This window comes from Opitutia bacterium ISCC 52, from assembly GCA_014529675.2.
Classification (GTDB): domain Bacteria; phylum Verrucomicrobiota; class Verrucomicrobiia; order Opitutales; family UBA2995; genus UBA2995.
Map to the genome: position 1 here is coordinate 704748 of CP076040.1, position 15369 is coordinate 720116.

17 protein-coding genes are annotated in these 15369 nt (G+C 50.0%); 8 read left to right on the plus strand and 9 right to left on the minus strand.

The window, feature by feature from the left end:
• Positions 1 to 31: 31 nt before the first annotated feature.
• From nuoK to GA003_03055, 9 genes are all read right to left on the minus strand, one after another.
• Positions 32 to 346 carry an NADH-quinone oxidoreductase subunit NuoK gene (nuoK, locus tag GA003_03015; GenBank protein QXD28966.1) on the minus strand — a complete coding sequence of 105 codons (315 nt, stop codon included), beginning with the start codon at positions 344 to 346 and terminating at the stop codon, positions 32 to 34.
• Between the two features lie 23 nt (positions 347 to 369).
• The gene (locus GA003_03020; protein QXD28967.1) at positions 370 to 879 is read right to left on the minus strand and encodes an NADH-quinone oxidoreductase subunit J; all 510 of its coding nucleotides are present in this window, start codon (positions 877 to 879) and stop codon (positions 370 to 372) included.
• The gene (gene nuoH / locus GA003_03025; GenBank protein ID QXD28968.1) at positions 876 to 2099 is read right to left on the minus strand and encodes an NADH-quinone oxidoreductase subunit NuoH; all 1224 of its coding nucleotides are present in this window, start codon (positions 2097 to 2099) and stop codon (positions 876 to 878) included. Before nuoH ends, GA003_03020 begins: the two co-directional genes overlap by 4 nt.
• 116 nt (positions 2100 to 2215) lie before the next feature.
• A complete protein-coding gene (locus GA003_03030; GenBank protein ID QXD28969.1) occupies positions 2216 to 3004 on the minus strand; it encodes a 4Fe-4S dicluster domain-containing protein in 789 nt (262 codons plus the stop codon).
• A gap of 24 nt (positions 3005 to 3028) precedes the next feature.
• A complete protein-coding gene (locus GA003_03035) occupies positions 3029 to 4165 on the minus strand; it encodes an NADH-quinone oxidoreductase subunit D (protein QXD30326.1) in 1137 nt (378 codons plus the stop codon).
• 11 nt (positions 4166 to 4176) lie between these two features.
• Entirely contained in the window at positions 4177 to 4764 is a 588-nt protein-coding gene (locus tag GA003_03040; protein QXD28970.1) for an NADH-quinone oxidoreductase subunit C, read from the minus strand.
• A 124-nt stretch (positions 4765 to 4888) separates the two neighbouring features.
• Positions 4889 to 5539: an NADH-quinone oxidoreductase subunit NuoB gene (gene nuoB, locus GA003_03045; GenBank protein ID QXD28971.1), complete on the minus strand. Its 651-nt coding sequence runs from the start codon at positions 5537 to 5539 to the stop codon at positions 4889 to 4891.
• A 4-nt stretch (positions 5540 to 5543) separates the two neighbouring features.
• Positions 5544 to 5909, minus strand: coding sequence for an NADH-quinone oxidoreductase subunit A (locus tag GA003_03050; GenBank protein ID QXD28972.1), 366 nt, complete (start codon positions 5907 to 5909; stop codon positions 5544 to 5546).
• Between the two features lie 103 nt (positions 5910 to 6012).
• Positions 6013 to 7614 (minus strand): sulfatase, encoded by a 1602-nt coding sequence (locus GA003_03055; protein QXD28973.1) that lies wholly within the window; start codon positions 7612 to 7614, stop codon positions 6013 to 6015.
• Between the two features lie 209 nt (positions 7615 to 7823).
• On the opposite strand from GA003_03055, the gene nuoB (GA003_03060) reads away from it, so the two are divergent.
• Genes nuoB (GA003_03060) through GA003_03095 form a run of 8 tightly spaced genes read left to right on the plus strand, consistent with a single transcriptional unit; the run spans position 7824 to position 15354 of the window.
• On the plus strand, positions 7824 to 8333 hold the full coding sequence (nuoB, locus tag GA003_03060) for an NADH-quinone oxidoreductase subunit NuoB (GenBank protein QXD28974.1): 510 nt from the start codon (positions 7824 to 7826) through the stop codon (positions 8331 to 8333).
• Positions 8333 to 8947, plus strand: a complete 615-nt coding sequence (locus tag GA003_03065) for an NADH-quinone oxidoreductase subunit C (protein QXD28975.1) — start codon at positions 8333 to 8335, stop codon at positions 8945 to 8947. The genes nuoB (GA003_03060) and GA003_03065 overlap by 1 nt, the downstream gene beginning before the upstream one ends.
• A complete protein-coding gene (gene nuoD, locus GA003_03070; protein ID QXD28976.1) occupies positions 8947 to 10182 on the plus strand; it encodes an NADH dehydrogenase (quinone) subunit D in 1236 nt (411 codons plus the stop codon). Before GA003_03065 ends, nuoD begins: the two co-directional genes overlap by 1 nt.
• Positions 10179 to 10679: an NADH-quinone oxidoreductase subunit NuoE gene (gene nuoE / locus GA003_03075; GenBank protein ID QXD28977.1), complete on the plus strand. Its 501-nt coding sequence runs from the start codon at positions 10179 to 10181 to the stop codon at positions 10677 to 10679. Before nuoD ends, nuoE begins: the two co-directional genes overlap by 4 nt.
• A gap of 9 nt (positions 10680 to 10688) precedes the next feature.
• The gene (gene nuoF / locus GA003_03080; protein QXD28978.1) at positions 10689 to 12026 is read left to right on the plus strand and encodes an NADH-quinone oxidoreductase subunit NuoF; all 1338 of its coding nucleotides are present in this window, start codon (positions 10689 to 10691) and stop codon (positions 12024 to 12026) included.
• A complete protein-coding gene (locus GA003_03085) occupies positions 12023 to 13711 on the plus strand; it encodes a (2Fe-2S)-binding protein (GenBank protein QXD28979.1) in 1689 nt (562 codons plus the stop codon). The genes nuoF and GA003_03085 overlap by 4 nt, the downstream gene beginning before the upstream one ends.
• A gap of 5 nt (positions 13712 to 13716) precedes the next feature.
• Complete coding sequence (locus GA003_03090; GenBank protein ID QXD28980.1) at positions 13717 to 14802, plus strand: NADH-quinone oxidoreductase subunit H; 1086 nt, start codon at positions 13717 to 13719, stop codon at positions 14800 to 14802.
• A 12-nt stretch (positions 14803 to 14814) separates the two neighbouring features.
• On the plus strand, positions 14815 to 15354 hold the full coding sequence (locus GA003_03095) for an NADH-quinone oxidoreductase subunit I (GenBank protein QXD28981.1): 540 nt from the start codon (positions 14815 to 14817) through the stop codon (positions 15352 to 15354).
• The last annotated feature ends 15 nt before the right edge of the window (positions 15355 to 15369 follow it).

Below are 15369 nucleotides of genomic sequence, written 5' to 3' on the forward strand. Positions count from 1 at the left end.
CAGCCTACAGAATCTGAGAAGTCGAACAGGTTCATTCTTTGAGGCCCTGAATTTGCTCCAGGTCGATGGTTTGATAGTGACGGAAAATGGCGAGAACCAGTGCAAGCCCGAGCGCGGCTTCAGTCGCTGCGATTGCAATGGTAAATAAGGTAAACAGCGGTCCGTGCATCAGCTCCGGATTCGGACTGAAGTGCCAGAACGCAATCAGATTCAAGTTGGCCGCGTTCAGCATAATTTCCAGGCAGATCAACATGATGATGATATGCCGGCGCGTAAGCGCACCCACCAAGCCAATCGAAAAGAGAATGGCTGAGAGGATCAGGAAATGATTAAGCGTGAGTTCCAAGTGAGTTTATTAAAATAGTAGGTTTAACTGTCCGTTCTTTCGCTTGCACTACTGGCTGCGACCACGGCACCCACAAGACCTGCGGTAAGCAGGAGTGCGATGACGCCGACGGAGGCAAAGTAAGGATCCATCATGACGAGTCCGAGTTCTTTAACGGAGGGATTGAAATTTGAGAGTGTTGATTGGGTCGTGTTTCCGGCGCGTGTGATCAGAGGAATAAGCACGCCAAATAATAGGGCTGCTACAGCGACTCCGCCCCAAACCCAACCTCGTGAGCGGACCGTGCGGGTCGGATCGCCCATGACCTTGGTCGTGAGCATGATGGCGAAAAGCATCAGAATACCCACCGAGCCGATATAGACCAGAATCTGAACGGCTGCGATAAACTCAGCCACTAATAGTAAAAAGAGTCCCGCGATGGCAGAGAAAAAGAGCAATACCGAGAAGACCGCATGAATCACATTGCGCAGAGTAATCGCCAGAACTCCTCCGAGAACGGCCACAGCAGCTAATATGAAAAATGCAATGCTCATTCGGCGTACTGGTAGACCCGCTTCCCTTTGAGCAGAGGTGATTTGTTAAGACGGCTTAGTCCTTTGGCTGCCAGTTGCAATGCTCCAAAACCAAATATCCATCCACCAATGAGCGCAACCCAAGTGCCCCATTGTTGTTCGGCGAAATAATAAAAACCTGCCACGAAAATATTGAGAATCGCTAGTGGCATGAGAAACTTCCAGGCGTATGCCATCAATTGATCCACACGAAGCCTTGGTAGCGTTCCACGAATCCAGATCATCACGGCAAACAAGCTGAAGAGTTTGATGACAAACCAGGGGAGGCCTGACAGAATAGGGCCACTCCATCCACCGAGGAAAAGCGTAACCGCGATGCCCGCGATAGCGAAGGCGCTGATATACTCAGCGATAAAGAAAATGGCGTATTTGAATCCTGAATACTCGGTTAGGTGACCGGCAATGATTTCGGAGTCAGCTTCAGGTAAGTCGAAGGGTGAGCGATTGGCTTCGGCGAGTGCGGCTACGAAAAAGAAGATGAAGCCTGCGAATCCCCAGGGCTTAAAGATGTGCCAGCCAAGGATCTGTCCGAAAAATTCTTTAACCACGTCGCCACTGCCGACCCAACCAGATATTTGTTGGGAGGCGACAATGACCTGCCCGTTCAAAGAACCAGCAATCATAATCACCGTTACGGCTGATAAGACCAACGGGATTTCATAGCTGATCATTTGGGCAACGGCCCGCATGCCTCCAAGCAGAGAATACTTATTGCGCGATGACCAACCCGCCATGAAGACGGCAATGGTATTCATCGATCCTATGGCAAAGAAAAAGAGAATCGCGGAATCCAATGGCAGAGCATTTAGGCCGTCTCCAACAGGAAGGAAACCAATCGCGATCATGGCAGGGACCATCAACATGACTGGGGCCAGGAGATGAAATAATTTATCCGACTCTTCTGGGACGATGTCCTCTTTCAGAAGCATCTTTATCCCATCCGCCATGGGTTGCAGTAATCCAAAGATACCGACGCGATTGGGACCAGGTCGGTTTTGAATTCGCGCAAGCCCTTTACGTTCCAACCAAGTGGAGAAGGCGAAGGCCCCCATGAAGGACAGCATGAGTGGCAACGTGTACAACAGTATCTGGACCACGAGCTTCAGGCCCGGATATTCCTCAAAGAAGCCGATCACCCAATGGCCGAGTTCAATGATTTTGTGGTCGATAAAGTTGTTCATGCTAAATTCTTAGAAAGCACAAAGAGGTAGGGCGCGATCGCCGAGCGGTCCGCTCAGAGACGTACAACGGACCGCTCGGCGATTGGTCCCTACCTTGTCGATGTGAAGTTTGAAAATCATTCTTTTTTCTCGGAGTTGTCTTCAGCTGGCTTTTCTGGAGCTGCCTCTGCTTGCTTCGCTTCTGGTTCCTCTGGGCTCTCAGCTGCGGGTGCGGTTCCGGTTGGAGTGGCTTCCGCTTTGGGTGCCTGTGACTCCTCTGCTTTGTTTTCAGTTGCTGGTGCAGCCTCCTCGGCCGCTGCTTCTTCAGCCGCTTTCTTGGCAGCAGCTGCCTTCTTTGCTTCGGCTGCAGCGCGGGCTTTTTCTTCGCGTGCCTTTTTCTTGGCCGCGGCTTCGGCTTCCTTGGCTACGATCCGGTCGTCGGTTTCCTGGGCTTCCAGTGGATGAATGTCGTGGTAGTACTCGTTGGACCGGAGCAAATCGTCACGATTCAGGAGCAGTCCTTCAAACCGGTTCTCGTTAGATAGCTCGAACTCGCTGTCCATCCGTATGGATTCAAATGGGCAAACTTCCACACACAGCTGACAACTCATGCATACCGATGAATCGATATCAAAGACGGCAGGTCGCTTGATTGGTTTACCATTTTCGTCCTTATCTTTTATTATATAGATACACTGCGGTGGACAGGCCTTCTCGCAAAGCGTGCAGGCTGTGCAGCGCATGCCGTCAATCGGATCATCACCGTCGAAAACCAGGAATGGGATGTTGCGAGTAAATTGATTTACTGTGGATTTCTCCTCAGGGTATTCGACGGTAGGTATGCGATCTTTCTTATAGTAGCTTTGAAAGAAATTTTTGGCGGTTACGGCCATTCCCTTAAGTATGCCTTTTGCTAGTAAACTCATGATCGAATTACGGTTTAGCGGGTACTAACGGTCGACCTCTCCCAGGACGATGTCGATGCTACCGAGGATGATCACGGCATCAGCGACTTTGTGACCGATGCACATGTGGCGCAAGGCGGTCAGGTTTATGAAAGAAGGTGGGCGAACTTTAAAGCGGTAGGGATTGGTGCTGCCATCGGCGACCAGGTAAAAGCCAAGCTCACCTTTGGGGGATTCGATGCGACCATAGACCTCAGTTCCTGCAGCGGGTTTGAAAACCCGGGGCACTGTCCCAATGATGTCTCCGTCTGGAAGATCTTTCATGGCCTGATTGAGGATCTTGATGCTCTCACGCATTTCGAGCATGCGGATCATGAAACGATCGTAGCAGTCGCCATGCGCTCCAATAGGAACTTTGAAGTTGAAGCGGTCATAGATGCCGTATTTATCTACCTTGCGGAGGTCATAATTGACTCCGCTGGCCCGTAACATCGGACCGGTGATACTGAAATTGGTAGCTTCCTCTGCCGTGAGCACACCGACGTTTTGTGAACGAGTGATGACGATCTCGTTTTCGTTGAGCAGTGTTTCATACTCGTCGAGGAAGGCTGGAAATTTATCGACGATGCGTTTGCATTCCTGGAGCCAGCCGTCAGGCAGATCGCAGCGAACGCCGCCAAAACGCATGTAATTTACCATCATGCGTGCACCACTGAGCGTTTCAAAGAGGTCGAGTATTTTTTCTCTCTCTCGCAATGCGTAAAGGAGTGGGGTACCAAGAGCTCCCAGGTCATTGATGAAAAATCCAATGAGCAGACAGTGATTTACCAGTCGGGTCAGCTCAGCGCAAATGATACGAATGTATTCCGCTCGCTCGGGAACTTCCACTTCCATCATTTTCTCGAGGGAAAGTGCATAGGCCCAGTTGTTGGTCATGCCACAAAGGTAATCGAGACGATCGGTAAAAGGCATGGATCCCGGGTAGGGGATATCCTCAGCGAGCTTCTCGTGGTTGCGGTGCAGATATCCAAAAATGGGTTTCAGATCGACAACGGTTTCGCCATCCAGCTTGAGGTCCATACGGAAAACCCCGTGGGTGGATGGGTGATGAGGCCCCATTGCCACTTCCAGAATATCCGCGCCGAGATCGTCTTTACTCAGATTGAACCCGCGGGCCGGCATAGTTTCGGAACTCATGCTTCCTGACCTTCCCGTTCTTTTTCCCGCTCCTGAGCACGCTCAATGACGTCATCGTGTGGGGTTGGCTCGTAATCGTAATCGTTTGGCGGCCTGTAATCCTTCCTCATCGGGTGGTGCTCAAAATTGTCCCACATGAGGATGCGTCGGAGATCCGGATGATCCGTGAAATGAATGCCGAAAAGATCAAAAATTTCCCGTTCCATGAGATCGGCCCCTCTATATATATGAGTCAAAGAAGTTACCGTTGGATTTTCTCGTGACATGATCCGTTGTTTCAGAACCAGCGGTCCGATTTTTTTCTCCATCGAATACAAATGATAAACCACCTCCATCTTTTCAGGATGTTGGGTGACGGTGATTTCCATTTTGCCTTCTTCATTGCGGGCCTTGGTCTTCACTTCCTTTGCTGGATAATCCACTCCGCTTACGCAACTGAGGAAATCGAGGCGCATCATGGGATGCTCTTTTAGCCAAGTGACAACTTCGACGGCTTTTTCAGGCGGTACGATCAGGCTTTGGGTGTCTTCCTCCCATTCCAAATCGGGAAAGTGCGTGAGTATGGCCTCGTGGTTGATCTCCATTATTCGCAACCGTCCTCCACACAAGAAATTTCTGAATTGGGTAGGGACCGATCGCCGAGCGGGCCGTTGTACTTTTTGGAGCGGCGCTCTCGGCGATAGCGCCCTACCTTTTTACAAGGGCGTATCATTCGCAACCGTCCTCCACGTTTGGATTTTTCGCTGGAGGAGTCCACACCTCGGGATTGTAAGGAGGATCTAAATCATCACCGGACAATACGGGCACCGGATAGATGCGGCGGCCTTTTTTGTAGGCAGGGTTGGTGACGTTTTTACCGAGGGTCTTTTGGTTTTTGATCTTCTTTTGCAGCGTCATCAACGCATGCAGCAAAGCTTCTGGGCGAGGAGGGCAACCCGGCAGATATACATCCACAGGGATGTAGCGATCGATACCTTTGAGGACATTGTAGCCTTGTTTGAAAGGTCCGCCGGATATGGCGCAAGCGCCCATAGCTATAACATACTTGGGCTCAGGCATCTGGTTATAGATCCGAACCACCTGCGGGGCCATCTTCTTGGTGACTGTGCCGGAAACCAACATCAGGTCGGATTGGCGAGGGGATGGACGAAAGACTTCAGCTCCAAAGCGAGCTATATCATGGCGTGATCCGGCCGTTCCGATCATTTCAATGGCGCAACAGGCCAATCCAAATTGCAGTGGCCAAACAGAGTTGCTCTGGCTCCAATTGTAAATCCAATCCAAGGATGACAGGATAACACCCGCCTTGGCTGTGCTCTCTGGGGACAGATCTATTTCTTCTTCCTGGGCAGAGCTCATTGGGTTATTTCCACTCAAGGAATCCTTTCAGCCAGAGATAGACCAAACTTTCGGCCATGATTAAAATGAAAACGCTCATGGCGACGAATCCGCCAAATCCTACGCTCGTGAAGGCGGTCGCCCACGGGTAAATGAACACAGCCTCAATGTCGAATATGACGAACACCAGTGCGTAGAGGTAGTATTGCATCTTGAACTTTCCCCACACGTCACCCGATGCCTCGAGTCCACATTCGTAGGTGGCTTGTTTGAGCTCACTCGGTTTGTGAGGACTCAATACTTTGGCGATCAGCAAAGGCGTACACGCTATTACCAATGCGAGTAGTCCAAATCCAATCAGGGTAAGATAGTTAATCCAATGAGCAGCCATGCGGGAAACTATAGAGATAGCTAAGTTTCTACAGAATAGATTGGATCAACCTTGGCAATGAAAATTGAAAAGTAGTTAGCCGCCGGATACGAAGATCGGGAATTCAGTTCTCAGGATACGTTCCTTCTCGGATGGCAATGTCGTGCATTTGCTTCAGGAGTTGCTCCGTTTCGGCATAGGATCTTCTGCCTGCTAGATTTTGGAATTCTTCGGGATCGGATGTTAGATCGTAAACTTCGCGGCTACCGTCTTCGTATTGGATGAGCTTGTGGCTTTCCATGCGGATCATGTTGTTGTCTACGCTTCGATAGGTGCTCTGAGCTGGAATGGTCCAAGCTGCCTGCGGGTTCTCGAGCAAGGGTGTGATATCGTGACCGGTGATGCGATCGCTTGGTAAATCAAGCCCTGCTGCTTTCATGACGGTGGGGTAAATATCGATCAGGCTTACTGGCCGGTAGCTTCGCTGACTAAAGGATTGTGGGTTGCGGGGATCCTTGATGAAGAAATTGACCTGGGCCGCGTCGTCCCAGAACGCGAACTTGGAGACGTGTAGTTTTTCGCCCAAGTGATAGCCGTGGTCGCTCCAGAGAATAACGATGGTGTTATCTTTGAAAGGACTCTTTTCCAGTCCGTCTAGAACGCGTCCCACCGCACGGTCGGCGATAGCACAGCTTGCGAAATAGTGCATGAGCATGTCTTTCCATCCATGTAGATCTCCGTCTTGTGCTTGTTTGGTCAGGCCGTGGGCGAGCACTTTTGTAAAGCGATCATTCCCTAGAATTGGATCACCGGCCTCATTTCTGGCCATGCCTGAAAACTTAAATGCCATTTCGGGGACATCATCCGCGTCCTGAATGAAAGCCTCGAGTAATTCTCGAGTGACGCTCATTTCTTCGGTCGGAAAGAGATCAATGAGGTCTTTGGTTGCGTAGAAGGGGAGGTGAGGTCGAAAGATGCCTAGGGCGAGGAAGAAGGGCTGCTCAGTCGAAACGTTGAAAGTCGTCCCTTGGTCGGTGGCCTGGCCGTTTTCCAGAACGCGTGCCATGAAGTCTGCTTTTTGGTAATCGTTGAGCTGATGGTAGGTGGCTGAGTCAGCGCCCTCCTGTCCCCAGTCGAGGCCCCCTGCTTTCCAATCGGAAGCGGTTTTGGATCCGGCGTTGCCTCCGACATTGGTCCAGTCCGTCCATGATCGGGCTCCATCCGATTTTTCGTAGTCCATTCCCGAATGGAAAATCTTGCCGGTCGAAGCGGCATACCAGCCATTGGCTTTCAGGTGCTCAGGCATGGTGATCGCGTTGGCGAGTGGACGGGTGGCCTCATATTCATAGTCACGGAAGAAGATGCCTCCGGAATTGGTGGTTAAGCCCGATTTGTGTGGGCGAATGCCGGTCATGAGTGCTGCTCGACTGGGATTGCAGGCGGGAGCGGCGCAGTAAGCATTCATTAAAGTGATCCCTTCATCGGCCAGTCGTTGGATATTGGGGGTCATTCGATTGGCCACCTCGGTACGAAGAGCCTTATCAGGGTAGATATGCTGGAGTAGGTTTCCGGGATCCTCGGCGAAGACCGATCCAATGGGTTTCAAATCGTCGATGGCAATGAAGAGGATGTTGGGTGGACGTTCGCTGGAATGCTGGCTGGCCCAACTCAAACAACAGCTGCTCAGCAGGGAGACGAATACAAAAATAGAGGATATTTTAGCCATAAGGGTTCTTAGGTTCACGCTATATATAGAACAGTTTTGAAAATGCGTCCAACTTTACCTGCCTGTTACCTGTAACAAGTGTCTAAGAATAGGACTTGAACCAGGACATCTGTGACCAATTTTTGCACGGTGCTTTTTATTGGCACGAAGTTGGCTATTTTCCTTGATCGTATTCGAACCACCGCACTAACTTAGCCCGCTTATTTACTATGAGTCAATCCGACCAGGAAATTGCCTACAATTCCAAAGTAGAAGGAGGCGTAATTACCAGCCGCCTCGACTCGGTTATCAACTGGGTTCGTTCAAACTCCGTATGGCCTATGCCGATGGGGCTTGCTTGCTGTGGAATTGAGTTGATGGCAGTGGGAGCTTCACGTTTCGACATCAGCCGATTTGGTGCTGAGGTCATGCGTTTCTCGCCACGGCAATCCGATTGCATGATCGTGGCTGGAACCGTCACTTACAAAATGGCACCTGCTGTTCGCCGTATCTATGATCAGATGGCTGAACCAAAGTGGGTGATCGCGATGGGAGCCTGTGCTTCCTCCGGTGGCATGTATCGCTCCTATGCAACCATGCAGGGTGTCGATCGCATCATCCCGGTCGATGTTTACGTGAGTGGATGTCCACCCCGTCCTGAAGCTTTGTTGGATGCACTCATAAAACTTCAAAAGAAAATTGGTACTGAACGTTCCACCAAACAACTGGTATCCGCCTGATGGACGACGATTTACTGTCCAAGCTATTAAACTCTTATAACTACCTAAGCCAACGCGACAGTGCAGACCACCCCGCGGTGAATTGCCCGATCGATCGATGGAAAGAATTGGCTACGCTACTACGTGACGAACAAGGCTTCGACATGCTGTTGGATGCTACCTGCATTGATTGGCACCAAGAGAGCCCGAGGTTCACTGCGATTTATCATCTTTTTTCAACTGCAGGCCACGACTATCTGCGTATTGCGGTTGATATTCCGAACGACGAGGAGCCTAGCATACCTTCTGTTTCCGACCTTTGGGCGTCGGCTGACTGGCATGAGCGTGAAGCTTACGATATGTTTGGCGTGACCTACGAAGATCATCCGAACATGCGCCGAATCCTGATGTGGGACAGCTACCCTTGGCATCCTTTGCGGAAGGAGTTTCCGCTGGCCGGGCATGACACGGACCTACCTGATGAAGAGGTTCGTGAAGAAACAGAGACACCAGTGATTCCCGCACCGATGTCGGGCGGACCGTTTGTCGCGAGCAGCCAAAAAGGCATCATGAGTAAAAATGAACCGCGCGGAGCGGACCAAGCCTGGAGCGAGGAATCTCCAAAACGGGACTGATGGCGACTAAAGATATTTCAATTGGGGACGTGTTGAGCCGCTCATCTGATTACGAGCAGGAGCTGGACACTGAGAAAATGACCCTGAGCATGGGTCCTTCCCACCCAAGTACTCACGGAGTTTTACGTTTAATATTAGAGTTGGACGGGGAAGTCGTAACCAAGTGTGAGCCTGTTTTAGGTTATTTGCACCGTGGTGATGAGAAGATCGCTGAGAACATGACCTATAATCAATTCGTGCCTTACACGGATCGATTGGACTACCTGGCTCCTTTGGCGAACAATGTGGCTTATGCCATTGCGGTTGAGAAGTTGGCTCATCTTGAGGTGCCTCCTCGTTGCCAGGCGATTCGGGTTCTGGTCTCCGAGCTGGCTCGTATCTCGGCTCACCTGCTCGGACTCGGAGCTTATGCGATGGATACCGGTGCTCTCACCGTCTTCATGTTCACCTTCACTGAGCGGGAAAAGCTCTATACGCTTTTTGAGAAATTAACCGGAGCTCGTTTAACCACCAGTTTCACCCGTATTGGTGGAGTCGCTCGCGATCTTCCTGATGATTGGATGAACGAGGTGAAGCAATTTGTGGATCAGTTGATCCCGGTTCTGGACGAAGTGGATGGGTTGCTTACGCGCAATCGTATCTTCGTAGACCGAACCAAAGATGTCGGTGTGATCTCCAAGGAAGATGCAATCAGCTATGGATTGACCGGTCCCAATCTTCGTGGATCAGGTGTCCCGCTCGATTTGCGTATCGACCGGCCTTATTCTGGGTACGAGAAATACGACTTTGATGTGCCAGTCGGCTCGGTGGGGGATAGCTATGATCGCTACCTTATCCGCATGGAAGAAATGCGCCAAAGTGTATCTATAGTAAAGCAGGTCATCGATAAGATGCCTGAAGGTCCTTATTACGCTGAAGACGCAAAACGGATATTTCCTCCTTCCAAAGACAAGATCATGAGTAGCATGGAGGAACTGATCCAGAACTTCATGATTACGACTCAAGGGCCACAAATGCCAGCTGGGGAAGTTTACTTTGAAGCGGAGAATCCAAAAGGCGCATTAGGGTTCTTTATCCACTCGAAGGGTGGAGGAGTTCCTTATCGTTTGAAAATTCGAGGCCCCTCTTTCTGTAATTTAAGTATCCTGCCAATAGTATGCGTCGGAGCGATGATTTCCGATGTGGTGGCCATTCTTGGTAGCCTGGACTTTGTGATGGGGGAATGTGACCGATGAATTTATCAGCTGAAACATTAGAAAAAATCGAAACTACGATTCCGAAGTATCCGGAAAAACGTAGCGCCGTGATGCCCTTGCTCCACTTTGTTCAGTCGGAGCAAAAATACATTTCAAACGAAGCCATCGAATGGATCGCTGAAAAGCTGGAGATCGAGCCCATCAACGTACTAGAGGTGGTCACTTTCTTTCCTTACTATCGTCAGGAGAAACTTGGCACGGTGCACGTTCGTGTGTGCCGGACTTTGTCCTGTGCATTGATGGGGGCTTACAAGCTTGGGGATGAATTGGAAAAAGCCCTCGATTGTAAGATGGGCCACACCAAGGAAGACGGATCTGTCACGCTCGAGTATGGCGAATGCCTGGCTGCTTGCGGAACCGGACCTGTAGTACTCGTGGACGAAGATTTATATGAGAAACTAAATCAAACGGAGGCTGTAGGGCCGATGCTTGAGGAAATTAAAAAACGGGCTCAGGCGGGAGCCGCCTCAGAATAGGAGAACATCATGGCAGCCGTTGAAAGAAAAATTTTATTAAAACACGCCGACGAGGATTACTATTCGCCGAGCATTGATAGCTACCTCGAACACGGTGGTTATGAAGGACTGAAAAAAGCTTTGGCTGAAAAGCCTGAAGATCTGCGCGAAGCAGTGAAGGACTCCGGTCTCCGTGGACGTGGTGGTGCAGGATTTTCTTGTGGAATCAAGTGGAGCCTGGTAGACCGCAATAGTGGCAAGCCCATCTACTTGATTTGCAATTGCGATGAGTCTGAGCCTGGCACCTTCAAGGATCGCCAGCTGGTGCATAAAGACCCACATCAGTTGATCGAAGGGATGATGATCTCGGCTTTCGCGAATGACGTGGCATTGGCCTTTATTTACATCCGCGAGGAAATGCCTCTCGGAGCCAAGATTCTGGAAAAGGCAATTGAGGAGGCTCGTGCCAAAAACTTGGTAGGGGAAAATATTCTAGGTTCCGGTTACTCGTGCGACATTGTGGTTCACCGTGGAGCGGGAGCTTACATTTGTGGCGAAGAAACAGGATTGATTGAGTCGATGGAAGGCAAGCGGCCCTATCCAAGAATCAAACCTCCTTTCTTTCCTGCTGTTCTAGGTCTTTATCAGTGCCCGACCATCGTTAATAACGTTGAGACACTTTGTAACGTCGTTCACGTCGTGAATATGGGCGTTGAAGAATACACCAAAATTGGGCGTCATGGAAATACGGGTACGCGTATCTGGTGTGTGAGTGGCATGGTTAAGAATCCCGGCTACTACGAGATCGAGCCGATGACGATGAAGGAGTTTCTTTACGATGTCTGCGGTGGCCCATTGCCCGGTCGAAAATTCAAAGGCTGTATTCCCGGCGGAGGCTCTATGAAGATTCTTGGTGCAGAGGAGACTTATACAGACCGTGAAGGAAAATCATTTAGCTTTGATGAAATCATTGTCGATTACGACGGAATCGCTGCGGCTGGATCTATGTCCGGTTCCTCGGGTATGATGATTCTCGACGACAGTACCGACATCGTCGAAGCGCTGGCCAATATCACTGCCTTTTACGCACACGAAAGTTGCGGTCAGTGTACACCTTGTCGTGAAGGCTCACTGTGGACCAAGAAGATCACCGCTCGCATGTGCACCGGTGGGGCTCGTCCACAAGATGTGGATTTGCTTTACGATATGGCCGGAAACATTGGTGGTCGTACGGTTTGTCCGATGGGTTACTCCACGACCTGGCCGGTACAAAGTTACATTGAAAAGTTTCGTGATGAATTTGATTCTAAGGCACAAGCCAACGAGTGTGGTATGAAATCGTTTGATGAAAGGCTGATTGAGAAATGAGCGAAGACCAAAAAGACGATGGATTGATCAGCGTTTTCGTTGATGACAAAGAAGTGCGGTGCAAGCCAGGTACTAACTTGGTCGATCTGGTAGCAAGTGTTGGAGAAGAGATTCCTCATTATTGTTACCACCCGAAGTTAAGTGTGTCCGGCAACTGTCGCATGTGTCTCATCGAGTTGGGTATGCCTGGTCGGGACCGGAATACCGGTGAGCCTATGCTCAATGAGGATGGTACTCCCAAGATCATGTTTTTCCCAAATCCGGCGATTGCTTGCGGCACCAAAGCGGGCCCGGGTATGCACATTCGCACTAAGTCAGAAATGGTGAAGAAATGCCGGGAGGGAGTGATGGAGTTTCTCCTGATCAATCACCCTCTGGATTGTCCGATCTGTGATCAGGCGGGTGAATGTAAATTACAGGAGTTTTCCACCGATTACGGAAAAGGCTATAGCCGCTTTGTTGAGCAGAAGGTCGTTAAACCGAAACGCACGGTTCTTGGACCACGGGTCATGCTCGATGATGAGCGCTGTGTTCTTTGTTCCCGCTGTATCCGCTTTTCCAAGGAAGTTGCTAACGATGACGTACTTGGATTTGTCGATCGGGGGAGTTACTCCACATTGACCTGTTATCCAGGTAAACAGCTGGAGAACAATTACTCGCTTAACACTGTCGACATCTGTCCTGTTGGCGCACTTACGAGTCGCGACTTCCGTTTCAAAATGCGAGTTTGGTTCCTGAAGGAGACACCCAGCATCTGCACCGAAAGCAGTGTTGGTGTGAATACCCTGGTCTCTTCTCGCGAAGGAAAAATTTACCGGATCACTCCCCGTCGAAATGACGAGGTAAACGATACCTGGATGTCCGATAGTGGTCGTGTAATTTATAAGGAGGTCGAAGATGAAAACCGTTTGAGCGCGGACTCATCAAACGGAGGTCTCTCTCAAGTCCACAAGTATCTCGAAAGTGAAAAAATCGCTTACGTCGGATCCGGTTCGAACAGCGTTGAAGAACTTTATTTATATAACCGATTGAGTCGCGCGACTCGCAGTGTTGCTAACTACCTGGTCGCTCATACTCAGGAGGGAGATGAGTTGCTCATCTCAAACGACGCCAATCCAAATACTCGGGGTGCATTGAGTGTTGGGTTTATTGAATCTCTGCCAGAGGAGCAACTGATTGATCTGGGTTCGAGGATCGATGCGGGTGATGTGGATACCGTTGTCGCCTATAATGAAGAACTGACTGCTGCCGGAATTACAGCAGAGCAGTTAGCCAAGGTGGACGTCATTTATTTTGGAACGAACTCCCATGTTACTTCTGAAGCGGCCTCGGTTGTCATTCCAACTCTGACGGTATTTGAGAAGGACGGAACGTTTATCAATCAGCAGTTCCGATTGCAAAAATTCCTGGAAGCCGTTCCTGGCTTGAGTGGAGTTGCCGATGATCTGGAGACTTTTTCTCAGTTGCTCAATCATTTTGAGCCTGGCACAGGTGACCTCAGCAGCGTTCAAGCTGTTTGGGCAGAATTAAGTAACGAAGTCAGCCTCTTTGAAGGACAATCGTTTGGGGCGCTTTCACCTGAAGGGGTTGCTTTGGATGGATCCACATTTAAACACCTGCCATTCTGCGAAGGGAAGACCCTTCATTATGAACCGGCAGCCGAAACTGTGGAGGCCGAAGCCTAATCGATATGGAACTGCCTACCTTTGTTTGGGTAATTATCAAGGCGGCTGTTCTGGCAGGCGTATTGCTCTCCATTAGTAACCTTGCGGTGCTTGGTGAGCGGAAGGTGTCCAGTTGGATTCAGGGTCGTGTGGGTCCCAACCGTACTTCAGTTCCGATTATCGGATCGATTCCAGTCATCGGACCTATGCTTACCCGCTTAGGGCTGTTTCAGCCGGTTGCTGATGGACTCAAGCTTCTCCTAAAGGAGGATCCGGTTCCCGACCATGTTAACAAATTCTACTTTTTTCTGGCACCTGTAGCTGCCATGGTTCCGGCGGTGACTACGGTTGCCGTTTTGCCGTTTGGGCAAATCATCACGGACGGCGTTACCGTACCACTCGTATTGGCCGACATTGATATCGGCATGCTCTTTATCTTCGCCGTTTCTTCTTTGGGAGTCTATGGCATGATACTCGCGGGATGGGCTTCCAATAGTAAGTATCCCTTCATTGGTGGAATTCGTTCGTCTGCTCAGATGATCTCCTACGAGTTATCGATGGGACTCTCTATTCTACCTGTATTTATGTGGGCCAATGCTCCGGGAGTGGACAGCGGATTGAACTTATTTTCTGTCGTGCAAACCCAGCAAGGTGCTTGGGGAGTATTGTTTATGCCCGTTGCTGCTTTGCTATTCTTGGTTTCTATTTTTGCTGAAACGAATCGCTTACCATTCGACATGCCTGAGTCGGAGTCGGAGCTGGTTGCCGGATTCAGCACGGAATACGGAAGTTTCAAGTTTGGCCTCTTTTTCGCCGCGGAATATGCTCACATCATTGTCGGTTCCGGTGTGTTTGTTGTGCTCTTCCTCGGTGGATGGCATTGGCTCCCATGGGTTCCGATGCATGTGGAAGGTCTATTGGGAGCAGCCCTTTCAATTGGCGTTTTCCTCGCCAAAACTATCTTTATTGTATTTTTATTCATGTGGATTCGTTGGACGCTTCCGCGTTTCCGCTACGACCAAATTATGAAACTTGGTTGGACCATGATGCTGCCACTGGCAGTTGTTAACCTGATTGTATACGCGCTCATCTTTGCGTTGTTGGATTCTTAACGGAGTAATTGGATGGCTATTAAAAAAATAGAAAGAAAACCGCTCTCGCTGGCAGAGAAAACCTACCTGCCACAAATCGTTTCCGGTCTAAAGATTACGCTGAAAAATATCTTCAGACCCACCATCACGCTTCAGTATCCTGAGGAGCGTCCTGAGATACCGGAAAATTATCGGGGAGTTCCTACTCTGGTAAAAGATCCAAATGGCCGCGAGAAATGTGTCTCCTGTCAGTTGTGTGAATTTGTCTGTCCGCCCAAAGCGATCCGGATCACCCCTGGAGAGTTGGACGACGAAGGCGAAAACGCTCACGTTGAAAAAGGCCCTCAGGAATTCGAAGTGAACATGCTTCGTTGCATCTATTGTGGTTATTGTCAGGAAGTTTGCCCTGAAGAGGCCATTTGGTTGCAGGATGTATTTTCCGTTTCCGGTTACACCCGCGAAGAACTCGTTTATAAAAAAGATAAGTTGTATGAGTTGGGCGGCACCTTGCCCGACAATCATTACAAGTGGGATAAAAAGAAATCGGCGGAGGAGGCCGGTAATGCTCACTAAGACTTTAGCTACTCT